This window comes from Deltaproteobacteria bacterium (genome assembly GCA_016874755.1).
Taxonomy (GTDB): domain Bacteria; phylum Desulfobacterota; class Binatia; order UBA9968; family UBA9968; genus DP-20.
Map to the genome: position 1 here is coordinate 1 of VGTH01000059.1, position 25,868 is coordinate 25,868.

Sequence of the window (25,868 nt, forward strand, 5' to 3'; positions counted from 1 at the left end):
CACAGGCGCAATTGGCTCGACCGCAGCGGCCCAACCGCTCCACCACAGTGCCGCAGCGGCTCAAAGCTCAGCGCCCGCAGCTCTTCGCGCAAACGACGGCGGCGCCGTTGGGTTTGGATTCGATCGGATGACATGTCTGAAAAATAAAACACTAACCAGATAAAACTCTAGAAAAAACTCGCCCAATGGGCGAATCCCAATACACTAAAACTTCCTCAAAACGCTACAGGTTTTGAAACCCTCGTAGGCTTAGAGCGGAGTTATGGGCCAGGCGGCGGGATTAGGCTGCAGTGAGAAAGCTTGAAGATCGCAAGTAAATTTTACGAATACGAGGTGCTGTGGTGAGCGTTGCTTCATTCATCGTCCGCTCAGCGGAACGCGGTGATATTCCAGAGTTGGTCGAGTTGCTCACTGCGTACATGAAGGAGACTTTCGACGCCCCTCCCATTCCCCGTACTCTGCGATTGGCCTGAATCGAAGGGTCGTGAACTCGAAGTGAAAGTCCTTGCGCAGGCGCTCGGCCATTGCCGCAGCGTGACGTGCAGGTCGAGGCACGGAGCTACGCCCACGGACCATGTCGACCATTTCCTGCTGAGAGGTCCACACTGAAAAGGTAGAGACCGTGCGAGGCAGCCTAATTGCCGCTATCGCCAAGGTTGTGCCTGAGTGGTGTCGGACAAGTTCTTCGACCGGCCTGCCCCAACGAATGAAGCGCGGGACTTGTGGAAGCTTCATCCGAGCGAGGGTCACCGCTACCACGGGAGCTGTGGGATCTTGTTCTCCAACGCTTTCAGGCAGTCCGTGGAACTCGCTGACGTGACCCCAGCGGCGCTGGAACGCCATCCGGACATGCCAGCCAGTGGCTAGTGCGCGGCCAAGACTCGTGTTGGCGAGAAATTCGTCGATCGCGACGTCGCTCTCCCAGGCTGCGTACAATCTAGGCTCGCCGCTTGATTAGCGCGGCTTTATCCTCTAGACAAAAAAGCCATTGTGATCAAAATCAACGGCCTTTCTAAGTCTTACTTTGCCCGTGAGTTGTTTAGCGATGTTACCCTGCAGATGAACGCCGGTGAGCGTCTCGGCTTGGTGGGGCGAAACGGTTTTGGTAAGACGACGCTTTTTCGATTGATCCTCGGCCAGGAGGAGCCGGACTCGGGCGCCATCACGATTCCGCGCAACTATCGCATCGGGCATCTCGAACAGCATTTGCACTTTGACCAGTCGACGGTTTTGGACGAGGCTGCGTTGGGCTTGCCGCAAGAAGAGATCCATTCCATCTACAAAGCCGAAGCGATTTTGTTTGGCCTCGGTTTCTCGCAGGAGGATTTGGCGCGGTCGCCGCGGGAGTTTTCCGGCGGCTTTCAGATTCGCATCAATCTCGCCAAGCTGCTGCTCTCCGAGCCCAATCTTTTGTTGCTGGATGAGCCGACCAACTATCTCGACATTACCTCGGTGCGCTGGATTGCGCGCTTTCTCAGAAACTTCAAAGGCGAATTGATCCTGATTTCCCACGATCGCGATTTCATGGACAGCGTGACGACTCATACGGCAGTCATTCACCGACAGAAGATTCGCAAGTTCGAGGGCGCGACGGAAAAGGCGTACGAGCAAATATTGCTCGAAGACGAAATCCACGAGAAGACCCGCGCCAACGAGGAAAAGAAGCGAGCGCAAGCTGAGGCGTTCATCAATCGTTTTCGCGCCCAGGCCTCGAAGGCCAAGCTGGTCCAGTCGCGCATCAAGATGCTCGAACGGTTGCCCAAACTCGATGAGCTGGCGGAGATCGAATCGCTAGACTTCGAGTTTCGCTATTCGCCCTTTGCCGCCAAGACGCTGCTGGAGGTGCGCGGTCTCGCCTTTGGTTATGCTCCGGACAATTTATTGTTTGAGGAGCTCAACTTTACGGTGAACGCCCGCGACCGCATCGGCGTCATCGGTAACAACGGCAAAGGTAAATCGACGCTGCTCAATGTTCTTTCCGGCGAGCTGCAGCCGCTTGCGGGCGAGCTGCGGAAACATCCTGACGTGAAACTGGGTTATTTCGGCCAGACGAACATTCTACGGCTCGATCCTAAACTAACCATCGAAGAAGAAATACAACAGGCCAATCTTGGCCTGACGCGCACTCAAGTGCGCAATATTTGCGGCACCATGATGTTCAGCGGCGATCTGGCGCTGAAAAAGACCGCGGTGCTGTCGGGCGGCGAAAAAAGCCGCACGCTGCTTGGGAAAATTTTGGCCCATCCGTCGAACCTGTTGTTTCTCGACGAGCCCAACAACCATCTCGATATGGAATCGATCGACGCGCTGATCGAAAGTCTGCAAGAATTTCCCGGCGCGTTTCTCATGGTTACCCACAACGAGCGGATCCTGCGCGCGCTGGCGACGAAGTTGATCGTGTTTCAACGCGGTAAAGCCGATGTTTACGACGCCGACTATGATGAATTCCTCGAGAAGATCGGCTGGCAGAATGAGCAAGATGAGGCAGGCAATAGGAGCGCGCCCAAAAAACCGACCACGCGTGGCAATCACAACGAGAAGCGAGAAGCGGAAAAGGCCTCGCGCAAAGAGAAGGCGCGCATCGCGAAAATCGAAGCCGAGATCATGAAAAGCGAGGCGGCGCTGCAAAAATACAACGAAGAGCTAACCTTGGAGTCGCAGCGCAACAATTTGCCGCAGATTCTAGAGCTTTCGAAAAGAATCAGCGACGTAAAGCAGCAAATCGAAGAGTTATACAAATCATACTCGGAGTGACCCCGCGGTGTTGTGATGCGAAAGCGAGGGCCGCGCTCGGCAGCCCTCGCTTCAATACTAGATAGTTCGCTCAATTTGGCAGTTTGATCCACCACTCGCCAGCCGGCGAAACGTCGTGGTCTTTGTAGCGCTCGGGCCAATGGCCATCGTTTGACGGCGTTTCCCAAGCCGCCCAACCCACTGGCGCGTTCTCCAGCGAATAGGGCACGCAGTGGTCGTTGGCTGCCGTGCAAGTCAGATCGATCTTGCCCGCCACGTCGGTGAACCCGCGAAAACTCACACGGCCATTCTTCGCGCCGTCGCCGTCGAGCGCGCTGCCATCGAGAGCGGGATCGACCCATGCCCAATAAGTAAACGGCACATGCTCGCTGCCATTGAAGCGGCAGCGGCCGTCGGGACAGATGCGCACGTCTTTGCTAATGTCTGTGGGATCGATGCAGTCGGCGGCGTCGAAGACTTTGATGAATAGCCCCATGTGATGGTTGTAGCCAAAGATGCCCGGCGCCGATGTCCAGAGCACGGCGTTGTCGACGGTTTGACTCACCTGATTCGTATAAACGCCGAGATCTTGGCAAGTGTGGCTGTGGCCGCGGTAGGGGTCGACGGTGGGCCAGCAGACCCTTGGGTCGTCCACGCCGGGGCGGAAAATTTTCCCTACGAGATCGGCGGGATCTTCTCCTGGAATCGGCACCCATTGTTGTTTGTAGGGCGCGTGCATGATGCCGGTGTCCCATAGACCGCCGCCGCGGACGACGCCGGTGCAGGAAGCACGGCCGATTTATTTTGGCACGCCGACCAAGAGCGTTGCCTGGTTTCCGCTGTATGTGGCGATGAAGCGCGGTTTCTTGCGCAAGGAAGGTCTCAACTTGCAGCAGGTGGTCTTGGACTCGCGCGTGATCGTCCCCTCGCTGGCGACCAAAGAAATTCCTTACTCCACTGGCTTGGGTTCGGCGATGATCGGCGCTTCGAAGGGGCTGCCGCTGCTGAAGCAATTCGTCGGTTTGGCAAATCTCGAACTTGCCGGCAAAGCCTAAGGGGATATGTGGCCCAGCGATGGTTCGACGAGTGAACCGGGCGTGCGCAACGCGATCAGCATCGGCGAAGTCCCCGCCAGCGTGCCCCACGAGCAGCTGGTCAATTGGGCGCTGCTGAAAGAAACGCTGGCGGGTTTGAAGAACGATCCGGAGTTGCCCTGAAGGTTCGGATTGTCTCGCGCAAAGGCGCAAAGGACGCAGAGACAGACCGGAAACTCAACCACAAAACACACGAAACACACGAAAGGTTAGGTCCTTTTTTCGTGTGTTTCGTGGTTTTTTCTGAATCGTCGTCAGGCCGCTTTGGGCTGCGGCACTTCCTTCGGCCAGTTTTCGATGTACACCGGCTCGGGCGGGAAGCCCAGCACGTTCAAATAGAGATACTCTCTCCAGGCCGGAAATAGCCGCACGTTTTCCACTGGCACATCGTAATACTTGCGCAGGAACTCACGGCGCGGCGGATCGAAGACCGTGCGCGGGCGGCTATTGAGGGCAATTCTTTCGATCTCACCGATGCGCTTGCGGATCGGGCCTTCGCCCCAGATTTCAATTTGCTCCCAAACGTAGTCGTGCAGTTTTTGCAGGATCGCGTCGTGGTGGCTGCGCTCTTCCAAGTGGACGACCTTTTCTTCGAAGTCGAGCAGCTTGGGCGTGGTGATTTGAATGCTCTGAATACTCGCCGCGGTGACGTGGCCGTAGGGCCATAAATTGCCGGAGAAAAGATAGCTCAGAAAATCGCGCTTCATGATCGCGTGATGTTCGGTGCGCGGCGTCAAGCCATATTGTTTCTCGAATTCCGGATCGGGCTTGGAATGATCGCGGCTCGGGTCGATGGCGTTGGCCTGCCGAATGTAGCCCCAGCCGTGGCCGGCTTCCGTGCCGGCGTGTTCGGCGAGGAAGTAGCGCCATTCACAATCCATCTCGAAATGCGCCATGGCGTAGCACGCGGTGCCGACGGTGACTTCGAGCTCGTCGCGGCCGCGGTGGGCGAGCCAGCGCGCCAAGCGGTCTCGCTCTTCGGCGTCCTTGGGCGGCCGCTTGGTATTGTCGCGGCTATGGCGCAGCGCTTCGATTTCTTTGCTGATCGGATTGTCTTCGCTATAGGTTATTTTTTTGCCAACACCTCTGATATCGGCCATAACCACCTCCTATTTTGGGTACAGTGATCGCGTGAAACCTTCTCTATCGATGCGTTCGAGGAGACTCATATCCAACACCCCGAACGGGTTGCGGCTCGGCGGCGTAGGCGACAACTTGACGACTGTCTCGATCGATTCTCTAGGGACCATCGGCATGCGCTCGTAGGTTGTGACCAGGCGCTGATAGACCTCATCGATGGCCTCGGCATCGGTCAAGCGCAGGTTACGACCGATGGTCTTCTTTGCCAAGTCCGGCTGGGTGAGCACGAGTTTAACGCCGTGCATGATGCCTTTGAGAAAACGCTCCAGCGCCGCAGGCGATTTCTCCAGCACGGCGCGGGTCGTCACCACCGATGTGAAAGGGCAAGCCACTCGTGTGGTCGTTAGATCGACGAGCATGCGCATGCCCATTTTGCGGGCTTCGAGATTCTCCGGCGCCGAGAGGAGCGCCGCGTCGACCACGCCGGTAAACAGCGACTGTGAAATCAGCCCGATGCGCCCGAAGGCGATCAATTTCACATCGCGCTGGGCGTCGAAGCCAAGCCGCTGCATCAATATCGCGGCGGCCAAGTTGAGCGACGTCCCCGGCGGTGTGTTGGCGATCATTTTGCCCTTGAGATCTTTAACCTGAGTAATCTCCGGCTTGGCCCACAATTGATACGGCGCCATATTCACCAGCCCGCCGATAATCCGCATCTCCAAGCCTTTGAGATAAGCGCTCAGCGCCTGACCACCGCCAACGATGGCAACATCCAGGCTTTTTGCGTCCAAAGCGCGAATCATCGTGGTGCCCGCCGATTGCGTCAGCTCAACGTGCACGCCGTAGATGTCGAACAGTTTGTGTTCGATGGCCAGCGCGCCGGCGAGCTGCGTTGGCGTCGAACCGGAATAACCGAGGCGCAGAGTCTCAGCGGCAAAAGCGGCCGATGGGTTTGCCGCCCAGGCAAGCAAGGCGAACAAAACGAATCGAAAGAGACAGCGCTTGATTGGTACGAGACCGTTCACGATGAGAAGTTTTCTGCGAACTGGATTTGACGCTCTTGTAACACTTCAGCGCGGGAAATCTCAACCGCAATGATCGGCAGCGACGCAGGAGCCGCTGGCAGCGAAGTCGGCTTGAGGCTTGGGGTGGTATTCGGTATGGTAAACGCAACGTTTTTCTGAGGAGAAAAAACATGGCCACAGCGGGCGGTGAGGGCAAAAAAGAAGCGACGGGTCCGGTGATTTCGGGGGGACATCTGGTCGCCAAGGCACTCAAGAACGAAGGCGTCGAAGTCATCTGGACTTTGTGCGGCGGTCACATCATCGACATTTACGACGGCTGTCTCGACGAGGGCATCAAAATTATCGACGTGCGCCACGAGCAAGTCGCGGCCCATGCCGCAGACGGCTATTCGCGTCAGAGCGGCAAGACCGGCTGCGTCGTAACCACGGCTGGGCCGGGGACGACCAATGCGATGACCGGTATCGCCAATGCGTATCGCGCCGAGAGTCCGCTTTTGATGATCGGCGGCCAGGGGGCGCTGTCGCAGCACAAGATGGGCTCGCTGCAGGACCTGCCCCATGTCGACATCATGTCGCCGATTACCAAGTTCGCCGCCAGCGTGCCACACACCGAGCGCATCGCCGACATGGTCTCGATGGCGTTTCGCGAAGCGGTCAACGGCGCGCCGGGGCCGAGCTATTTGGAGATTCCCCGCGACGTGCTCGACGCCAAGGTGCCGCTGGAGCGGGCGCGCATTCCGCAGCCAGGCAGCTATCGTGCCTCGACCAAATCGGTGGGCGATCCGAAAGATATCGAAAAGCTGGCCGACATTCTGGTCAATTCAGAAAGACCCTGCGCGCTCTTCGGCACGCAAGTCTGGACCGCGCGCGGCCATGACGCGGCGGTGGAGTTCTGCCGCGCTTTGAATATTCCCGGCTACATGAACGGTTCCGGCCGCGGCATCTTCGCGCCGGGCGATCCGCACGGCTTCAACCGCACGCGCCGCGCCGCCTTCGACAAAGCGGATGTCATCTTGATTGTCGGCTGCCCGTTCGATTTCCGTTTGGGCTACGGGCGCCGGCTGCGCGCCGACGCGACTGTGGTGCAGATCGATCTCGACTATCGCAACGTCGGCAAGAACCGCGATATTTCACTCGGCCTGGTCGGCGACCCCGGTGCGATTCTCAAGGCCGTCGAGCAAGCGGCCAGCGGCCGCGCCTCGAAGGGCAACGGCCAGCGCGCCGAGTGGATGAAAGAACTGCGCGCCGGCGAGGTGAAAGCCTATGAAAAACTTTTGCCGGCGTTTAAATCGGAGTCGATGCCGATCAATCCCTATCGCGTCGCCTACGAGATTAACGAGTTTCTCACCGACAACACGGTCTACATCGGCGACGGCGGCGACGTCGTGACGATTACGGCGACGGCTGTCGAGCCGCGCAAAGCCGGCAACTGGATGGACCCCGGACCGCTCGGCACGCTTGGCGTCGGCACTTCGTTCTCGATGGCGACCAAGTTCGTCCATCCGCAAAAAGAAGTGTTGTGCTACTACGGCGATGGGTCATTCGGCATGACCGCCTGGGACATGGAAACTGCCCAGCGTTTTAAGCTGCCGTACATGGCGGTGATCGGCAATAATTCGGCGATGAACCAGATTCGCTGCGGCCAGATCGGCAAGTACGGCCCAGAGCGCGGCGGCGTCGGCAATAAATTGGGCGACGTCGACTTCGAAAAATTCGCCGAATGCTTCGGCGGCTGGGGCATCGCCGTGCGCGAGCCGAGCCAAATCCGCCCGGCGCTGGAAAAAGCCCGCGAGCGCGTCGCCGGCGGGCAGTGCGCGATAGTGAATATTTGGGTCGACATCAACGAGTACGCGCCGGGCACCAAGGCGCAGACGATGTACAAATAAGAGACTCGGAATTACCTCGCGCAAAGGCGCAAAGGCCGGAAACGGGTTTGCCTGTGCGTTCTTTGCGCCTTTGCGCGAGGCTTATCCGATTCTCCAAGGAGACACGGAATCAATGGGTAAAGCGTTAGATGGAGTTCGCATTCTCGATATGACGCATGTGCAGTCGGGGCCGACTTGCACGCAGATCTTGGCGTTCATGGGCGCTGACGTTATTAAAGTCGAGCTGCCCGGGCGCGGTGATATTACGCGCGGTCAGTTGTGCGATAAGCCCAACGTCGACAGCTTGTATTTCACCATGCTCAACTGCAACAAGCGCAGTATTACGATCAATACCAAAAACGAAAAAGGCAAAGATGCGTTTCGCAAGTTGATCGAAGCTTGCGATGTCATGGTCGAGAACTTTGCGCCCGGCGCGCTCGATCGCCAGGGTTTTACCTGGGAAGCGATCCACGAGTTGAATCCGCGTTTGATCTACGCTTCGGTCAAAGGTTTCGGCCCCGGTCCCTATGAAGATTGCAAAGTGTACGAGAACATCGCCCAGTGCACTGGCGGTGCGGCGAGCACCACCGGTTTCGAAGAAGGGCCGCCGATCGTCACCGGCGCGCAGATTGGCGACTCGGGCACCGGCATTCATCTTGTCGCGGGTATTCTTGCGGCCCTGTTTCAGCGCGAAAAAACCGGCAAAGGCCAGCGCGTGACCTGCGCGATGCAAGACACGGTCTTGAATTTGTGCCGCGTCAAACTGCGCGACCAACAGCGGCTTGCCGCCGGGCCGCTGATGGAATATCCGCAGTATCCCAACGGCCAGTTCAGCGACGCGGTGCCGCGCGCCGGCAACGCCTCCGGCGGGGGACAGCCGGGTTGGGCGGTGCGCACCAAGGGCGGCGGTCCCAATGACTACATTTACGTCATCATTCAACCGGTGGGCTGGGAGCCGCTAATGAAACTGTGCGGTCGACCGGAGCTGATCAGCGATCCCGAATGGGCGACACCGGAGAAGCGTTTGCCCAAGCTCGATAAATGTTTCGAGATCATCGAACAATGGACGATGACGCTGGACAAGCTCACGGTCATGAATGAACTGAACAAGTACGATGTGCCGTGCGGCCCGATCCTCGACATGCGTGAGATCGCCGAAGAAAAAGCGCTGCGCGAAACCGGCACGGTGGTCGAAGTCGATCATCCCAAGCGCGGTAAGTTCTTGACGGTCGGCAATCCCATCAAGCTTTCCGATTCTCCCACTGAGATTTGGCCCTCGCCGTCATTAGGTGAACACACCGATGAGATTTTGAAGTCCATCGTCGGCTGGAACGACGCCGAGATCGCAGCCGCCAAGAAAGAGGGCGCGGTTTAGGTATTCGAATCCCATATCCCCAGCAGCTTGCTGCGGGCGCCATCAAATGGGGTTTCCTAAGGGAGGATCAGCTCCTTTGGTCGCCTGCGGATTAATACTCCGTAGGCGAAACGCTGCGTTGATTTAGCGGCGGCTCATGTTGGCGGCGGTGTCACGCAGCGCGAAAAGGTCTTTTCACGATCTGCACTAAGACCACCACTCTTTTTCCAACCTAGGTCTTCGGCTTTCAGGCGGTGGATTTCTTCGTTGCTGAGAATTGCACCACGAAGCGCACGAAGCCGGCGAAGTTCGGAAAATCGGGTTTCCACTTTATTCTCTCCCTTGGGAAAGGCGAAAATGGCACGCCCAGCATTGAATCCATCTGACCGCTTTTACTTCAGGGCGAAGTGAAATGTCTAGGCAAATTCAACGGTTTCTGTGGTATAGCATAGACTCCTAGCTGAACGGAGACCTAACCATGCTGCGTCGGTTCTTACTTTGTTGTCTAGGGGTCGTTGCGCTGAGTGCGCCACTTTTGCTCGGCGCGCAGGAGAAAACGCTCGATCGTCTGCGCACCGGCGGTGGCTCGGCATCGGCGGCGCAGATGTCGATCTGGTTTGCCAAGGAAGCGGGCTACTACGAGAAGCACGGCCTTGCCGTCGAGGTGGTGAGCATTCCCGGTAGCTCGCTGGCGCTGCAAGTCATGCTCTCCGGGGAAATGCCGATCATTCAAGCCGGTGGCGCCGGCCCGGTGCAGGTCAATCTCTCCGGCACCGATACGGTGATCGTCGCTACCATTTCAAAGAAGTTTAACTGGTGGATTTATGGTCAGCCGAGCATCACCCGCATGGAAGATTTGAAAGGGAAGGTTTTCGGTGTCACGCGCTTTGGCACCCAATCCGATCTCGCTTCGCGGATCGCTCTGCGCCGCGCCGGCCTCGATCCGGAACGCGACGTAACGATCATTCAAACCGGCGGACCGTCGGAGACCATCGGTGCGATGGTCGGCGGAAAGGTTCATGCGGCGGCGATCAGCCCGCCGGCAACGCTGCAGGCGCGCAAGGTCAAGCTGCGCGACCTGGCCGACTTGACCAAGCTCGATGTCGAGTACCACGTCAACGGCGTCGTGACGACGCGCCGCTACATCAAGTCGAACGAAGACACGGTGCGCCGGTTCCTGCGCGCTTACATTGAAGGCGCAGCGCGCGGCTCGAAGGACAAAGCGTTTGCCATGAAAACCATGGGCAAATATTTTCGCACCGAAGACAAAGAGGTGCTCGAAGAAACCTACGAATCAACGATTAAGAGCGTTTTTAACTTTCCGCCCTATCCGGCAGGTGTGCCTGCGTTGTTGCAGGAGGTGGAAAAGCAATATCCCAAAGCCAAGGGCGCCAAGCCAGAGGATTTCGTCGATGCTCGATTCGTGCGTGAGTTGGACCAGAGTGGCTTTATCAAGTCGGTATTGGCTTCGAAGTAGCTTATGGCTGTGCGAATTCGGCGCATCGTAATTGATAAGGATATCCATCGAGCCTTTGCGATCCGAGTACGCGTGTTTGTCAAAGAGCAAGGTGTCGCGCCCGAGATCGAGCTGGATGATGACGACAAACGGGCGATTCATCTGTTGGCTTGCGACGGGAACAAGGCTTTAGGCACAGCACGAATAGTTTTTCACAATGGCCGCGCAAAAATCGGCCGCATGGCGGTATTGAAAAGCTATCGTGGGCTCGGTGTCGGTGCACAGCTGCTTAAGCGCGCCGTTGCCATCGCCAAAAGAAAACAACCGAAAACGATTTTCTTGAACGCGCAAGTTCCTGTGATAGGTTTCTACGAGAAAATGGGATTCAAATGTCAGGGGCCGGTGTTTGACGAAGCTGGCATACCGCATCGGAAAATGGTTCTTCAGAATGGAGGGCTGCACGCATGAGCACCAAAGGCCGCGCGGCGATTTACATTGAGCCGAAAAAGCCACTGGTTGTCGATGAGGTCGAGTTTGCCGACCCGGGACCGGATCAGGTCTTGGTCAAGTTATTCTCCAGCGGCGTGTGCCATTCGCAGCTGCACACCATGCAGCGGCCGGCGCGCAAGGGGCAGAGCTTGCCGGCGTTGTTGGGACACGAATCCACCGGGGTTGTGGTCGCCAAAGGCCGTGACGTGACCCATGTCAAAGAAGGCGATCACGTGATTACAACCTGGGTCGATCGCGACAGCGCCAAGACCAATCAGCCGATGGTGACGCACGCGCTGAATGAGCGCACGCAGTATCTGGCGCGCTGGAAAGATAAGACGGTGATGCACTCCGCCGCCACCTGGGCTGAGTATGCGGTTGCCCAGGAACGGGTGGTATTGCCGATGCCAAAAGATTTGCCGACCGACGTTACCTCCATCGTCGGCTGCGCGGTCATGACCGGCGCTGGCGCGATCATTAACACGTTGCAGATGCGCCCCGGCGAGTCGGTGGCGATCTTTGGCGCGGGCGGCATCGGTCTATGTGCGATCTCCGCAGCCGCGGTGACCGACGCCTATCCGATTATCGTTGTCGATATCGATGAAAAGAAATTGGCATTTGCCCAGCGTATGGGGGCGACGCACACGGTCAATGCAAAAGAATGTGACGCTGTCGAAGAGATCAAAAAGCTCACCGCCGGCGGCACGGACTACGCGATCGACGCCATCGGTCTGCCGCTGACTCAGGAGCAGATTCTCCGCTCGGTGCGGCCTGGATACTCCGGTTTGAATTTAGGCGGCACCGCGTTGCTGGTGGGGATTACGCCGCCTGATGCAAAGGCCATGATCGATACGAGCCTGTTCATCGGCAACCGCTCGTTTCGCCGCACCAGCGGTGGCGACTGCAAACCGGACCGCGATTTCCCGATTTTCTTGCGCTGGTTTCGTGAAGGAAAACTGAAATTGAACGAGCTGATCACCAACCGCTATAAATTGGAGCAGATCAACGAAGCGGTGGATGACCTGGAACACGGGCGGATCTTGGGGCGAGGTATTTTGACGTTCAATTAGTTTGGAGAATGGCCGCGAAAGACGCAAAAAGCGCAAAACTCGGAAAGGAAATATTCACCACGAAGGACACGAAGAGCAAGAAGGTAAGAGACAAAAAATACTTCCGACTCCGTGTCCTCCTTCGAAAATACGGCTGGGGGAGAGGGTCTTCAGGCCATCGCAGCCATAGGTGTTAGTTCTACTTTTAGTCCAAGTTCTTGGAGTCTTCCGTCATGATAGCGAATCCTTTGCTCGGGGTTATGTTTCTAGCGGTATCACCTTTACCAACTTGGCGCTTTATCAGATTAGAGACGACATTCTTTTGGTAGTGGCGATCGCTCACCTCAGAAGAAAACCTTTCTATTGGAGACGCAGAATCAAACTCATCTAAACTATCTAAAATTTTGCCACTGTTTGCGGTTGATTCCCAGAACCTCGTATTCTCGCGATTTGATTGTCGACGGTGAGCCGATGCCGACGCCGATTTCGAGGCGGCCGCCGCACAGAACGTCGAGCGTGGCGACCTGTTTGGCGGCGAGCAGGGGATTGCGGCACGGGACGACGACGCAGGCGATGCCGAGGCGAACTCTGTGCACTTGGCCAGCGATAAAGGCGAGAGATGTCATTGCCTCGAAGAAATCCGGACTGGGGTTGCCGCTGTGCGAGTCGTCGGAGCCTGAAGAGATATGCGTGCGATGAATTTCGTCGGACCAAGTCAGATGGTCGTGCACCCAGATGGAATCGAAGCCCAATGCTTCGGCTTCCTGCGCCACCTGGAGCATGGATTGGGCCGAGGCCAGCGGACCGGAGTTGGGGATGCGCACGCCAAAAGTGATTTTGTTACTCATGTAAGAATTTCTCGGGCCGCAATCTAGCCCGGATTATTCATCGCTGCGGCGCGATCGAAGTGAAACTCTTCCGGAGCGAAGGCAACAGATATCCGCTTCGACGCCGCCTCGTAGGGGGGCGACCGGCGCTCGCCCTGCTCTGCGAATCGCAGTGAAAAGGTCGAAGAGATGCCCAGCATCGGCGCATTAAACCGAACGATTTGCGCTGATGCCTTCGCTCCTCCAGAGTTCCACTTCGATCGACACAGTGTCATGGGTTTTCCCCGTCGCATGAATAATTCGGGCTAGTACGAACAGAGCCGCTCGCGCAATTGTCGGCTTGCGATTGCCCGCCGCGCCCGCTGCTGGCATAGTTGACGCACTATGGAATTGTCACGCATGTCGATCCTGCTCCTCTGCACGGCCGTGGCCACTATGACTTCGATCGGCATGAGCACTTTTAGCTTATTTCTACCGTCCATTGAAAAAGAGTTCGGCCTTACGCGTTCACTGGTTACGGTGCCCTACATGGTCGCTATGCTTGGTTGGGCGGTCGGCGCTCTTTTGTTCGGCAAGCTCGCCGACGATCGTGGGTCGCGGCCGGTGATTTTGATCGGCATCGCACTGATGGGCACGGGCTTTGCCGGCATGGGGCTATCGCAGAATCTGTGGCAGATGTCGCTCACCTATGGGGTCTGCGTTGGCATGGCGATGGGCGCCTGCAGTCTGGTGATCATGTCGTTGTTGGTCTCCAAACACTTCGCTGACAATCGTGGCCTTGCCGTAGCGGTGATTCAAACCGCGCCGCCGTCGAGCCCGTTGGTGTTCGCGCCGATCATCTATTTTCTCATCTACTCCTACGGCTGGCGCACGGCAGCGCTGGCGGTTGGCGCTTTGTTGTTCGTCGTCGCGTGGCCGCTGGCTTGGATTGGCGCGCACGATCCCGCGGGAGCGCAGGCGCAACGCGGCGAGCGCGTCCCGTGGCGCGCCGGGATGCCGTATTTGCGCAACCGCTCGATGCTGGTTTTGTTCGCCGTGCGCTTTTCCTGCGGCGTGGCGTTTTTTCAGATCGCCCATCTGGTTGCGTTGACGATGAGCAAAGGCTTCGACGCGGCGACCGGAGCGACGGCGGTGAGCGTGTTTGGCGCCGGGGCGGTGGTGTCGGCTTTGCTTTTCGGCTGGTTGTCGGATCGCTATGGGCGGGCGCGCATTTTGGGTTTGAGCTATCTCACCCGCGGCGTTGGCACTTTGTTGATGTCGCTCGATATCAGCAACGTCTACGTGTACTACGCCGTCGTCGCTCTAGCGATCGGCCCGACGTTTGGCACCGTTGCAGTGGGCAACGTGCTTTTCTACGAATTGGTCGGCCCGCGCCGCGCCGGCATGATCCTCGGCATGAGCTTCATCGTCCACCAGATCGGCTCTGCCGCCGGTCCTATGGTAGCGAGTTTGGTCTACGACCGCACCGGCAGCTATGACGGCTTTATGGTGGTGATGAGTCTCGTGTTGTTGGCGTCGGGGCTGGCGTTGTTTAGCAGAAAAACAGTTGAGGCGATCAGAGTGGAAGGAGCGGCCGTGCCGCAAGCTTCGCGGATCTGATTCTTGTCATGACCTGCTGTACGATCGTGCGCAAAAGCAGATCCTTCGCTTGCGCTCAGGATGACGGCAAATCGAGGCGACTTACTAAATTAATTAACTCATCAACCGCCCGCCCGACACATTCAAACATTCCCCAGTTGTGTGGGACGAGTCGCTCGACGCCAAAAACAACGCGGCGTTGGCAACTTCTTCGTGCTTGGCGTATTTGCGCAGCGGCGTGAGCGAGAGAATCTGTTTTTCGTGGGCCTCGACGGACATGCCCATGTTCTTGGCGCGTTCGGCGTACATTTCGCGCAGCTCGGGTTCGTCCATGCCGCCGGGGCAAATGATGTTGGCGCGAACGCCGTGGGGGCCGTATTCTTTGGCGATGGTCTGCGTGAGGCCTACCACGCCCCACTTGGCGGCGCACAGTGAGCCGCGCATCGCCATGCCTTCGCGGCCAGCGGTGCCGGAGATGCTGACGATGCTGCCGCCTTTTTGCTTGACCATTTGCTTTAAGACAGCGCGGCAGCAGAGAAAAACCAATTTCAAATTATAGAGAACCACGTCATCAAATTCTTGTTCGGTGATCTCGGTTACTGGAACCAATGGGCCGCGAAAGCCGGCGCTGTTGATTAAGACATCGATCTTGCCGCAGCGGCGCACGGTTTCCTCGACCAGATGGTTGACTTGCCTGTCGTCGCTACAATCGGCGGCGAGGGACAACGCCTTGCCGCCTTCTTGAGTAAGCGATTGGACCACGCCGTCCAGTTCTTTTTGCATCTTGGGCAGATCGACGAGAACGATACTGGCGCCTTCGCGTGAAAAGGTGTGGGCGATGGTTTCGCCGATGCCGCGGGCACCGCCGATGATGAGGGCAGTTTGGTCTTTGAGTCTCATAATGGGTTCTCCAGGCGATTTGTTGTTAGCGATGCTATCCGAGGAATGCGAGCGGGATCAAGACCAAGGTGGTCTTTGCGTAGGGCGCGCCGTGCACGCCATTCCGAATCGGGCGCCTAACGGTCACACTTGGATCGGGTTAGAACGTTAAACGCGAAACTCGGAACCCAAAACCGCACACAGGTGCGCCTAGCGCGCATGTGTGCCGTCCATCGGCGATTTCACTTCGGCGAGCAGCTTATTGATGATATCGAGGGATGTATGCCCTTCGCCCTGGGCTTTGTAGTTGGGCACGATGCGGTGGCGCAAGACCGATGGCGCCAGCGCTTGGATGTCTTCGATGGAAACCGCGTAGCGGCCTTGCAAAATCGTGCGCGCTTTGGCGCCGAGAATCAGATATTGCGAGGCGCGCGGGCCGGCGCCCCACTCGACGTAGTCTTTGACAAACTGCGGTGTTTCGGCGCCGCCCGGGCGCGAGCGTTGGGTGAGCGCAACGGCGTAGGATACGACGAACGGCGATACCGGCACCTTGCGCACCAGTTCTTGATAACGCAGGATCTTGGGTCCGTCCAATATCTTGCGCGGCTCCGGTTTGACGTTCGACGTGGTCTGCATGACGATCTCGACCTCGTCATCGAAGTCGGGATAGCGAATTTCGATATTCAACATGAAGCGGTCGAGCTGGGCTTCCGGCAGCGGATAGGTGCCTTCCTGCTCGATGGGGTTTTGCGTTGCAAGCACAAAGAACGGTAGATCCAGCGGATAGGTGCGACCGCTCGCGGTGATCTTGTATTCCTGCATCGATTGTAACAGCGCCGCTTGGGTCTTCGGCGGCGTTCGGTTGATTTCGTCGGCAAGCAAGATGTTGGTGAAGATCGGTCCTTTGAGAAATTGAAACTGCCGCTTGCCGCTGTGCGGGTCTTCTTGAAGAATATCGGTGCCGGTGATGTCGGATGGCATCAGGTCGGGTGTGAACTGAATCCGGTTAAATTCCAGATCGAGAATTTCGGCGAGCGTGCTGATCAATAGAGTTTTGGCCAATCCCGGTACGCCGACGAGCAAACAATGGCCGCGGGCAAATAGAGCGATCAGCACTTCTTCGATGACGCGATCTTGGCCGACGATGACTTTGCGAATCTCGCTGAGCATGGTTTCGCGCTTGTCGGCGAACTCTTCGATCTCGGCGATTTCGTGCTGTTGGATTTCGTTGGACTCCATCGTTTCCTTCTTAACTTCCGCCCAATTTGTCGAGCGCCGCTTTGGCTTGTTTGCCTTTGTCCGCCTCGCCCGTAGCTGCATAGGCGTCGATCAACAGACGGTAGATCAATGGATTGTAAGGATTGATCTGGATCGCTTCCTCCAGCACTCGGCGGGCCTCTGTGAATTGCTTGTTAGCATGGTGGATGCGGCCGAGCTGCACATAGGTGTTGGCGTTGTCGGGGTCGACATCCAAAACTTTTTTCAAAAGCGGCAGCGCTTCGTCGAAGCGGTTCATCTGAATGTAAACGCGACCAAGCTTGTTCATGATCACCGGCGAGTTGGGGCTGGCTTGCAAGGCGCGTTGATACTCATTGGCGGCGGCGACGGTGCGTCCCCTGTTCAAAAGCTCGTCGGCCAAGTGGGTGCGGTTGCGCGCCACGGCCGATTGAATTTCTCTCAGCTCGACGACGTCCTCGTCTTCCTTGCCGTCTTTTTTGACTTTCAAGCGGCGCACCCGGCTGCCTTCGATGCCTTTGAGCCCTTTGCCTTTGAGAAAGCTTTTCCAGCGGCTTTCGAAGCTGCTAGACGAAATGCCGTAGACTTTCTCGATCGCTTCGGGTGTCGGGTTGTTGACCAGCGCGCCCATCAATTCGCGCATGCCGGCCTTGCCTTTGCTCTGATTGATAAACTCCACGGCCGAGGCGGCCTCCGCATAGGCGAGCTGGACTTGCTCGGGGTTCTCCAGATGAATCAGCGACGGCTCCATTTTCTTGAAGCCAACGAACTGGTCTTTTTCCAGTGCCTGCACGAGCAGCGTTTGATTGGCCGGCGTCAAGTAATCTTCCGTCGCGTCTTTGGTTGGCGCCGGTTTCCGCCAGCGGGTCTCGTAGAAGCGCGCCATGCCTTCGTGCAGCCAGATCGGCGCTTGGTTGTTCGACAAGGCGACAATGACGTAGTGCAAATATTCGTGGCTCAGCGAGTCGGCCCAGCGGTAGCCAAAGCTCAAGGCGCGCGGCGAGATGATCATGAGCTTGTTAAATTTGCAGATGCCCACGGCGCCGGTCTCTTCGATGTCGCGCAGGGACAGCGTCGAGATCGCATTGAATGCGGTGGCATCGGGCGCAATTTCGACGCGAACTTTTTCTTTGGGATAGTAGCCCAGCTCGGCGCCGACGGCTTCGTAGCTTTTCTCCAAGACGTCGAGCGCGTACTGGGCGAGGATGCCGTCGCGCCGGTCATCGACATAAAGCGCGAAGTGAGGGCTTTCGTATTTCCTGAGATTTTTCAGCACGTCGACGGTGATTTGGCTGAAGAGCTTCCAAGCCTGGCGCCGTTTATCGGTCGAGTCGATGGCCAAACCGCGGTCGCTGGCGGTTAACGCTTCGGCGTAGCGTCCTTGATAGAATTTGACGCGGGCGTCGATGTCGTGGGCAGTGGCGGACTTGGCGTTGTCGCGGATTAAACGTGCCGCAAGTTCTTCGGCCTGGGTGATCTTCCAAGCGTCGAGCAAGTCTTCGGCTTCCTTGAGCGCCGGATCGACTTCGGCGGCGCGCACCGGCAGGACGAGGAAAAAATAAATAATGGCAACTAAGACAGCCCGTAAACCGCGCCCATCGGACTGTCTCTCGCAAAGACGCCAAGGTCGCAGAGTTCGAAATCTCGGATAGTTCAAGGCGGCCTACTCGGAGAGGTTTTTGAAATAGCGTTCGATCTGTTCTTTCATCTGTGGCGGCACGCCTTGTTTGAGGGATTCCAGAATTTCTTCACGGAAGTTGCGCGGCGCTTTGTAGTCTTCTTTGCCGGGCAGGCGGAACCTTTCCGTGTCCATGCCGGTAAAGCCGCTCTGGATGTCAAAGTCAGGAAATTGCGGCATGCCGGGCAGCGACGTCATGTTGCCAAAGGGCAAGAAACGGCCGCCTTGGCGGAATAGCCGCGTCACCGGCATGTTGCCCATCTGGCCGCGCTGGGCCATTTGCTGCATCGCCGATTGCATTTGCTGCTGCGACTGCGACAAGCGTTCGAGCGCGCTCTGTTCCGGCGGCACCGCGCCGCGCGGATCGAGCTGGCCCAAGCGGTCTTTGGCGCCGGCCATCGATTTGCCCGCTTCGCCGATGTTCTGGAGGATTTTCGGATCGAGCGACGGGAAGAGTTGGAAGAGCGACTCCAACCGCTCGTGTAAATCGTCGGTGCGCTGGCGGAGCGCGTCCTGGCGCTGCGCCAGATCGCGCAACCGTTTGCGGTCGGCGTCATTCAACGCCTGCGCCGGTTCCGCGAGAAGCTGGTCGAGTTCCTTTCGGATCTCGCTTAGGCTGTTTTCGGCACGGCGCGCGCGCGGTTCTTGGGCTGCGCTGCGCTTCTTGCCGAGCTCGCCGCGGGTCATCTTCTCGCCCTCACCGTAGCCCGGGAAATCGCGGTTGAGCAGCTTGGCGATTTGATTTTTCAAGAGCGCATTCATCGTGGCGTCGTCCAGGTTGGTCAAGAGGTCCGGGCTGTCGGGGCCTTCGCGGTCGGGGAACAAATTGGTAAGCGCGCCGAGCTCCTTGATCGCTTTGTCGAGGAAAGCGTCGAGCTTGCCCTTGAGCGCGTTGTCGCGCTCGCGCAGGGCTGCCGAGTTGAGCCGCTCGGTGTCGAGCAATATCTCCTGCTGCTCCTGTGCCAATTGTTGCAGTTCGTTTTGCTGCCGCTGCATCTCACCTTGCATGCGCCCCATACTCGAGGCCATTTGCTGGCGCTGCATATTCTGCAACGATGCTACCATCTGCGCCATCTGGTTGAAGAGCTCGCGCGCCAGTTGGCGCGCCCCTTCGATGTCGCCCTGCTGGAGTTTTTTCCGAATAGCGTCCAACTGTGACTGCATTTCGTCAAAACCCAGCCCCCGCATCTGGTCGGCGTTCATAAAGTCATCGGGCATCTGCTGTGCCATTTGCGACAGCGCCTGCTGCAGTGCGGCGAGGGTCTTTTGCAGCGCGGAGATCTGCTTCATGATTGCGTCGAGATTTTTGTCGCCGCTCTGGAGCTTTTCGAGCGAGTCCATCAAGCGCTCTTGGCTGCGCGCGAGGTCCTGGGCTGCCGAAGCGGTTTCCTGGGCCTTCAACCGCTTGCTAATATCTTCGGACAACAGCGACATACGCTCGAGCTCGGAAGCTATCTCGTCGTGGGCTTTGAGCTGGTCTTCCTCCGACGTGGCCTGCTGCTGGCGCTGTAACAGGTCGTTCTTGGTAAATTCCATATTGCGCTTTAGCGCTTCGAGATCGGTATACGTCGCGAAATCCGACATGCGATCTTTCTGCGTGCGCGCCAGGACGTCTTCGACCCGTTTGAGAGCGTCGGCCAAATTTTTGTCAAATTTTTGATCGGCGTCTTTCATCTGCGGTGCGTTCTTGTCATTGGGCAGCGGCCGCTCCAAGTGATCGCCCAACAGGTCGACCATGCGGGTATTCAAGTCCTTGATCATCTCAGCGACTTGCTTGTGCTCGCCTTTGAGATTCTTCAGGCGCAGGCGCAGCGCGCGGCTGATGCCGATCTTGGGGCCTGAAATGGTATCGTTGTCGAGAATCTGCAAGGTGACGACAGCATCTTCGTCCTCACGCAGTGCCAGCTTGCCTAGGTCCCATTTGAACTGATCGCGCAGGATCAACCGCTTGGTTTCGTCCTTGTGCAGCCTTGTCTTGTCCTCGCGGTCGCCGACCTTGGCGACCAAGTTGATTTCGCCGATGCCGAAATCGTCGCGGGCGCTGTAGTCGAGCACGATCACCTCGTCGCCGTTGATTTCCATGTCTTCGGTCGGTTTCAGCAATTCGATGGTTGGAAAGCCGTCCGGTTTGACACGCAGCTCGTAGGTGATGGGCGCGTTCTTAAACCCGTGGGTGTCTTCGATTTCGATGCGATATTGCTGCGCGCCGAACAGGATGAAGTTGGCCTGGATTTTTTTACCGTCGATTTTGAGCGGCAGCCGTTTGCCATCGTCGGTGACGAGATCGGCTTTGGTCACCCCTTTGGTTGTATCGGCGTCGAGGCGAATCGCCGAGCCTTTCAGGCCTTCGACGTTGCCGCCGGGACTGACGGACGATGGCAGGCCGGAATAGTCGGGCGGGTGAATCGTCGCTTGCAGGTTGCCAATCTCTGGCGGATCGATGGCTTCGGCGCTGTATGTGGGCGAGGTGAATTCGCCGGTGACGGCGCGGTATCGCAGGGTTTTTTCCAAGCGGGCGAGGGATGAATTGAATTTGCCGTCGCCCAAATTTTCCATGGTCAGCTTTTCCGGCACATTCGGCTGACCCTTGTCGTCGGTTTGGCTCCAGACAATCAGGTCGACGGTTTTAGGAATGGCGCCGGCTGTAGCAACTTGAATCGTCACCGGTGCGCCGCGCACAACGCGGAGTCCCTTGGGATTGACGTCCAGCTCAGTTTTCGATGGCGGGATGTGATCCAATGGGCGGGTGAGCAAACTGAAAGTGTCGCCGACCCAAGATGGATTGAACAGCACCATCGCTAACACCGGCACAAAAACGATGCCCAACAGGCGCAGGCTAGAATTGAGCCGCCGCTTGTCGAGTAGGTCGTCAACTTGCAGCGTGGCGATCTGTTTACGCGTCGAGCGCAGGAGCGCCAGCACCATGGTCGAGGAAAAGCCGGGGCCCTCTCGGTTTTGCGCAACCTGGGGGTAGAGCTGCAGCGAGTTGATCAAGTTATTGCGCAGCTTGGGCTGCTTCTTTTCGATATAAACCGCCGCGCCTTCAGCACTGAAGCCGCGAAGCAGCCGCAAAAGCGTCCAACCCATGGCCACTAGCAGCACGATGACGGTCAGTATGCTGTAAACGAGCGGGGCGTAGGGGAGAAAATTCTTGATTTCCTGGACACCCGGGCCCAGGGCGAACAGGAGCAACGCACAGATGACCGTCAGGCACAGTCCCTCGATGCCCTGGATGAACTTGAAGCGCCGGATGAAGCGCCTCAGGAACGAGGAGAGTTCTTGGTATTCTTCCTGTCCCATAAAGTTGTCAATCTCAGCCATCTTATCGCCGTTTTGGGGGCAATGTCCAACGACCGGAACCGCATGAACGGCTGGAACCGTCGCCTCGATTGGCAACAGGGGGCCGTTATGTTATGCAAACGTGATTGTAGTACGCGCCGAGAAAGGACCGCAGATAGATGGAAAACCTAGAGCCAGAAAACTTACGACTTCACGACGGCCACGATGAGGATTTCGATGAAGAAGAAATGATGGATGAAAACCATCCGATGTGGCGTTCCGAGCGCATCACGCTCAACTCGGTTGGCATAGATATAGGCTCTTCGACTTCGCACCTGATCTTCTCGCGTTTGACCTTGCGCCGCCAAGGCGTGGCGTTGTCCAGCCGGTTTGTCGTGGTCAATCGGGAAATCATTCACGAGTCGCCGATTTTGCTGACCCCTTACGTTGACAAGACCACCATCGACACCAATAAGCTCGGCGATTTCATTCACCAGGCCTATCGCGACGCCGGCATGACGCCGGAAGATATCGACACCGGAGCCATCATTGTCACCGGCGAAGCGGTGAAAAAGAAAAACGCCGAAGCGATTGCCGCGCTTTTTTCCGCCGAAGCGGGCAAATTTATCTGCGCCACAGCGGGGCACAATCTAGAATCGATCCTGGCAGCCTACGGCTCGGGTGCGGTGCACATGACCTATCATGAAGGTGGCGACTTTACAGTGATGAACGTCGACATCGGCGGCGGCACCAGCAAAGTGGCCATCGTCCAAGGCGGCAAAGTGATCGACACCTGCGCGGTGGAAGTTGGCGCGCGGCTGATCGCCATGGATGAAAATAGCGTGATCACCCGCTTGGAAGACACGGCTGTGAAGATTGCCAAACAGGCGGGCATCGACGGGTTGGCGCTCGGTGTAAAAATGACCGACGACCAGAAAGAAAAGTTTTCGCAAAAACTGTGCGACGCGCTTTTTGAAGTCCTGGAGCGAGGCAAGCTCTCGCCAGAAGTCGAGGGCATGTTGGTGACGCCGCGGCTGGAATTTAAAGAACCAATCCACGCGTTGATGTTTTCCGGCGGTGTGTCGGAATTTATTTACGGCTACGAAAAGCGCAACTTGGGAGATCTTGGCGTGCCGCTCGGCAAAAAGATTCGCGCCCGCGCCAATCAATTGGGTGGCGGCGGCATTCCGCTGCGCCCGGCAGATGTGCGGATTCGCGCCACCGTCATCGGCGCCTCGCAATACACCGTGCAAGTGAGCGGCAATACGATATATCTGTCCCATCCGGAAATGCTGCCGCTGCGCAATTTGCAAGTGGTGACGCCGCAGTTCGAACAGAAAGAATCGATCACGGTTGCCGAGGTCAAACAATCGGTCGAACGCGCGCTGCAGCGCTTCGATGCTCAAGATGTAGAGCGTGCGGTGGCACTGGCGATTCGCTGGGAACTCGGTCCTTCCTATCCGCTCATTCGCACTTTGGCGGAAGGGTTGACCAGCGCCATGAAAGGCCACATTGACAACGGTCAACCGCTGGTGATGGTATTCGACGCCGACATCGCCAAGCTCATGGGCAACATCGTCGAGCGTGAGCTGATTCCCGGCGCAGGGATTATCTCCATAGACGGCATCGATCTGAAAGACTTCGATTTCATCGACATCGGCCAGGAACTGCCGGACGCCAAGGCGGTGCCGGTGGTGATTAAGTCGCTCATGTTCCGCCACAGCGAGCACGGCCGCGGCCATTCGCACCATTAAGCAAAGCAGTCCACCAGCGAGACACCGAGGGCACGGAGGTCCGGACTCTGTGTTCTCGGTGCCTCTGTGGTGAGTCTTAGGATCACGTTGACTTCCTCCAGGAATTCGCATAACTTTCTCGAAAATCCTTACATTACGGGTGCTTAACTTTTATGGAAGAACCTAGCGGTTGGCACAACTTTCTCGAAATCGTTACCAAGCCCGACAACATTCCGATTGTCGCGATGCTCATCCTCGTGGTTTTTTTCACCTGGCTTGGACTCAAGGAAGCTTTCAAGCACGACAAGCTCATCGAAGAAGGCAAGGAAAACGAAATCCCCAACGAGATGTGGAAGTAGTAGATGATAAGAGGTTGGCTGGCGCTTTGGGCCGTCCTCTTGGGGGCTTCTTGCAGTCTTGCGGCCGAGGTAAACACGCTCTTGCAGGGCGATGTGCGCTGGTCAGAGGCGCGCAAGTTGTTGCGCGAGGGCAACGCCGCTCAGGCCAAAACGGCGCTTGAAGAGCTGACAAAAAAGTACCCAAACGAAGCCGATCTGCAATCGTTCCTAGCGATGGCCCAGCTGCGGCTGCGCAATCCGGACGGCGCAGCCATCGCGGTGAAGCGGGCAATTGAAATAAACCCGAGCCACGTCGAGGCGCGCACCCTGCTCGCGTGGATTCAATTGGAAGTTCGCAACGACGTAGACAGCGCCATCAAGGAATACGCTAAAGTTGTTGAGCTGCAGCCCTCGTTGCCCGACGCGCATACCAATCTGGCCGCCGCGCTGAAGCACAAGGGCCAACTGGATCAAGCGATTGCCAGTCTCAACAAAGCGCTCGAGATCAAGCCGCAATTTGGCGCCGCGCTGAACAATCGCGGCTGGATTTTTGTCGAGCAAGAAAAGTGGCCCGAGGCGCGGCGCGATTTCGACCAGGCGCTCAAATTGAGTCCGCAGGATCAGGGCGCGCTGCAGGGGATGGCGCGGGTGCTGGAGCACGAGCGGGACTACGCCGGGGCGCAACAGATTCTGCGCCAGTTGATCGCGCGCTCACCCAATTTCGTGCACTGGCTTGAGTGGGGCCGCATCGGCTTGATTCGGTTTTGGTGGGTGTTGTTAACCATTGCAATTCTCTGGGCACTTAAGGGACGATTTCGAAAAGCGAGGACAGAGGCCAATGGCTGAAGCGAAAAAAGCACGCAAGGGCACGGCATTGCTCGCCGTGATGAACGAAAACTGCTCGAGCTGCGCCGGCTCGCCAATTTGCGAGGCGCACTGCCCGGTGGACAACTGCATTAACCTGCTTTACGAAGAGCTGCCCGGCGGCGGCTACAAGCCCTATCGGGTGTTTGTCGACAATGACAAGTGCATCGGCTGCCAGATGTGTTACAGCGACGACTTGACCAAGGTGCAGCAGCACAAAGAAACCGGCGAAATCTATTTCGAGTACAATAACCGTTTCTTTGACAAGAACCGCAAACCGATTGAGCCCGATAACGTGCCCAAGCGCATCCAGCTGCAACTGATCGGCACCGAATCGGAGGATCGCCTGGACAAGAAAATCTGTCCCTGGGACGCGATTAAGATGCACGAGTTTGAGGACGGGCTGGAACGTTCGGAATATTTTTATGACCAGAGCAAGCTGAAAAAGGTCAATGACATGTGGGTGATCGACGCCAAAGAGAAAGAGCGTTTGGAGGATAAGCAGAGCGACCTTTACGATTAGCGGCCCCGAAACAGGAGCGAATCGACGATGGCCAAAAAAATCGAGATCATGGAAACCGTGCTGCGCGACGCGCACCAGTGTCTTTTGGCGACGCGCATGCGCACCGAAGACATGCTGCCGATTGCCGCCAAGCTCGACGATATCGGCTACTGGTCGCTGGAGACCTGGGGCGGCGCGACCTTCGATGCGACGCTCCGCTACTTAAAAGAATGCCCCTGGGAGCGGCTGCGCAAACTGCGCGCGGCGATCCCGAAAACGCGCTTTCAAATGCTCCTGCGCGGTCAAAACGTGGTGGGCTACAAGAACTACCCCGACGACATCGTCCAGGCTTTTGTTCAAAAAGCCGCCGCCAACGGCATCGATGTGTTTCGCATCTTCGACGCCATGAACGACGTGCGCAACATGAAAACCGCCATCGAGACGGCGCTCAAGACCGGCAAGCTGGTGGAAGGCACGGTTTGCTACACCATCAGCCCGGTGCACAACGCCGATTATTTTCTCAAGGTCGCCGAAAAGTTGGCCGACATGGGCGTGCAGATCATCTGCCTGAAAGATATGGGCGGCCTGTTGGCGCCGTATGCGGCCTACGAGATTATCAAAAAGATCAAAACGCGAATCAATTTGCCGCTGCATCTTCATTCGCACTGCACCGCTGGGCTCGCGCCGATGAATTACATGATGGCCATTGAAGCGGGCGCGGATATTCTCGACACCGCAATGTCGCCGCTGTCGCAGGGAACCTCGCAGCCGGCCACCGAGCAGCTAGTTGCCGGGTTGCAGGGCTCGCC

Annotated in this window: 21 protein-coding genes and 1 pseudogene; 13 read left to right on the forward strand and 9 right to left on the reverse strand. The window is 57.4% G+C overall.

Translation table 11 applies throughout. The features are described from left to right. Nucleotides 1-408 precede the first annotated feature (408 nt). Nucleotides 409-936 (reverse strand): annotated as a pseudogene (locus FJ145_24095) (hypothetical protein). Nucleotides 937-990: 54 nt separating this feature from the next. On the opposite strand from FJ145_24095, the gene FJ145_24100 reads away from it, so the two are divergent. Then, nucleotides 991-2,754: an ABC-F family ATP-binding cassette domain-containing protein gene (locus FJ145_24100; GenBank protein ID MBM4264496.1), complete on the forward strand. Its 1,764-nt coding sequence runs from the start codon at nucleotides 991-993 to the stop codon at nucleotides 2,752-2,754. Between the two features lie 70 nt (nucleotides 2,755-2,824). Here FJ145_24100 and FJ145_24105 read toward each other — a convergent pair whose 3' ends face one another. Next, nucleotides 2,825-3,472 carry a hypothetical protein gene (locus FJ145_24105; GenBank protein MBM4264497.1) on the reverse strand — a complete coding sequence of 216 codons (648 nt, stop codon included), beginning with the start codon at nucleotides 3,470-3,472 and terminating at the stop codon, nucleotides 2,825-2,827. Here FJ145_24105 and FJ145_24110 point away from each other — a divergent pair. After that, nucleotides 3,471-3,788, forward strand: a complete 318-nt coding sequence (locus tag FJ145_24110; protein MBM4264498.1) for a hypothetical protein — start codon at nucleotides 3,471-3,473, stop codon at nucleotides 3,786-3,788. The two genes, FJ145_24105 and FJ145_24110, sit on opposite strands and share 2 nt — an antisense overlap. A 293-nt stretch (nucleotides 3,789-4,081) precedes the next feature. Here FJ145_24110 and FJ145_24115 read toward each other — a convergent pair whose 3' ends face one another. Then, nucleotides 4,082-4,927, reverse strand: a complete 846-nt coding sequence (locus FJ145_24115) for a hypothetical protein (protein ID MBM4264499.1) — start codon at nucleotides 4,925-4,927, stop codon at nucleotides 4,082-4,084. A gap of 9 nt (nucleotides 4,928-4,936) precedes the next feature. Beyond that, nucleotides 4,937-5,935 (reverse strand): hypothetical protein, encoded by a 999-nt coding sequence (locus FJ145_24120; GenBank protein MBM4264500.1) that lies wholly within the window; start codon nucleotides 5,933-5,935, stop codon nucleotides 4,937-4,939. 167 nt (nucleotides 5,936-6,102) lie between these two features. On the opposite strand from FJ145_24120, the gene FJ145_24125 reads away from it, so the two are divergent. The 5 genes from FJ145_24125 (at nucleotide 6,103) to FJ145_24145 (ending at nucleotide 12,166) form a co-directional block, all read left to right on the forward strand. Next, nucleotides 6,103-7,818: a thiamine pyrophosphate-binding protein gene (locus tag FJ145_24125; GenBank protein ID MBM4264501.1), complete on the forward strand. Its 1,716-nt coding sequence runs from the start codon at nucleotides 6,103-6,105 to the stop codon at nucleotides 7,816-7,818. Between the two features lie 112 nt (nucleotides 7,819-7,930). Next, entirely contained in the window at nucleotides 7,931-9,172 is a 1,242-nt protein-coding gene (frc, locus tag FJ145_24130) for a formyl-CoA transferase (GenBank protein MBM4264502.1), read from the forward strand. A gap of 457 nt (nucleotides 9,173-9,629) precedes the next feature. Beyond that, nucleotides 9,630-10,628: an ABC transporter substrate-binding protein gene (locus FJ145_24135; protein MBM4264503.1), complete on the forward strand. Its 999-nt coding sequence runs from the start codon at nucleotides 9,630-9,632 to the stop codon at nucleotides 10,626-10,628. 3 nt (nucleotides 10,629-10,631) lie between these two features. Next, nucleotides 10,632-11,075, forward strand: a complete 444-nt coding sequence (locus FJ145_24140; protein ID MBM4264504.1) for a GNAT family N-acetyltransferase — start codon at nucleotides 10,632-10,634, stop codon at nucleotides 11,073-11,075. After that, the gene (locus FJ145_24145) at nucleotides 11,072-12,166 is read left to right on the forward strand and encodes a zinc-binding dehydrogenase (GenBank protein MBM4264505.1); all 1,095 of its coding nucleotides are present in this window, start codon (nucleotides 11,072-11,074) and stop codon (nucleotides 12,164-12,166) included. The genes FJ145_24140 and FJ145_24145 overlap by 4 nt, the downstream gene beginning before the upstream one ends. 371 nt (nucleotides 12,167-12,537) lie before the next feature. Here the strand turns inward: FJ145_24145 and FJ145_24150 are convergent, their stop codons facing one another. Continuing rightward, a complete protein-coding gene (locus FJ145_24150; protein ID MBM4264506.1) occupies nucleotides 12,538-12,993 on the reverse strand; it encodes an LLM class flavin-dependent oxidoreductase in 456 nt (151 codons plus the stop codon). Nucleotides 12,994-13,356: 363 nt separating this feature from the next. Between FJ145_24150 and FJ145_24155 the strand changes: the two genes are divergently transcribed. Continuing rightward, nucleotides 13,357-14,571 (forward strand): MFS transporter, encoded by a 1,215-nt coding sequence (locus FJ145_24155; GenBank protein ID MBM4264507.1) that lies wholly within the window; start codon nucleotides 13,357-13,359, stop codon nucleotides 14,569-14,571. A 93-nt stretch (nucleotides 14,572-14,664) separates the two neighbouring features. Here the strand turns inward: FJ145_24155 and FJ145_24160 are convergent, their stop codons facing one another. From FJ145_24160 to FJ145_24175, 4 genes are all read right to left on the reverse strand, one after another. Further along, nucleotides 14,665-15,450 carry an SDR family oxidoreductase gene (locus FJ145_24160; protein MBM4264508.1) on the reverse strand — a complete coding sequence of 262 codons (786 nt, stop codon included), beginning with the start codon at nucleotides 15,448-15,450 and terminating at the stop codon, nucleotides 14,665-14,667. Between the two features lie 189 nt (nucleotides 15,451-15,639). After that, complete coding sequence (locus FJ145_24165; GenBank protein MBM4264509.1) at nucleotides 15,640-16,668, reverse strand: MoxR family ATPase; 1,029 nt, start codon at nucleotides 16,666-16,668, stop codon at nucleotides 15,640-15,642. A 10-nt stretch (nucleotides 16,669-16,678) separates the two neighbouring features. Next, entirely contained in the window at nucleotides 16,679-18,322 is a 1,644-nt protein-coding gene (locus FJ145_24170) for a tetratricopeptide repeat protein (protein MBM4264510.1), read from the reverse strand. A gap of 6 nt (nucleotides 18,323-18,328) precedes the next feature. Next, nucleotides 18,329-21,664, reverse strand: coding sequence for a DUF4175 family protein (locus FJ145_24175; GenBank protein ID MBM4264511.1), 3,336 nt, complete (start codon nucleotides 21,662-21,664; stop codon nucleotides 18,329-18,331). A gap of 137 nt (nucleotides 21,665-21,801) precedes the next feature. Between FJ145_24175 and FJ145_24180 the strand changes: the two genes are divergently transcribed. The 5 genes from FJ145_24180 to FJ145_24200 all read left to right on the forward strand — a co-directional run. Continuing rightward, on the forward strand, nucleotides 21,802-23,376 hold the full coding sequence (locus FJ145_24180) for a hypothetical protein (protein ID MBM4264512.1): 1,575 nt from the start codon (nucleotides 21,802-21,804) through the stop codon (nucleotides 23,374-23,376). 152 nt (nucleotides 23,377-23,528) lie between these two features. Further along, nucleotides 23,529-23,714: a hypothetical protein gene (locus FJ145_24185; protein ID MBM4264513.1), complete on the forward strand. Its 186-nt coding sequence runs from the start codon at nucleotides 23,529-23,531 to the stop codon at nucleotides 23,712-23,714. A gap of 3 nt (nucleotides 23,715-23,717) precedes the next feature. Beyond that, nucleotides 23,718-24,539, forward strand: a complete 822-nt coding sequence (locus FJ145_24190) for a tetratricopeptide repeat protein (protein MBM4264514.1) — start codon at nucleotides 23,718-23,720, stop codon at nucleotides 24,537-24,539. After that, nucleotides 24,532-25,080 carry a hypothetical protein gene (locus tag FJ145_24195; protein ID MBM4264515.1) on the forward strand — a complete coding sequence of 183 codons (549 nt, stop codon included), beginning with the start codon at nucleotides 24,532-24,534 and terminating at the stop codon, nucleotides 25,078-25,080. The genes FJ145_24190 and FJ145_24195 overlap by 8 nt, the downstream gene beginning before the upstream one ends. A 27-nt stretch (nucleotides 25,081-25,107) precedes the next feature. After that, on the forward strand, nucleotides 25,108-25,868 hold a 761-nt coding region (locus tag FJ145_24200), incomplete at its 3' end, for a pyruvate carboxylase subunit B (GenBank protein ID MBM4264516.1).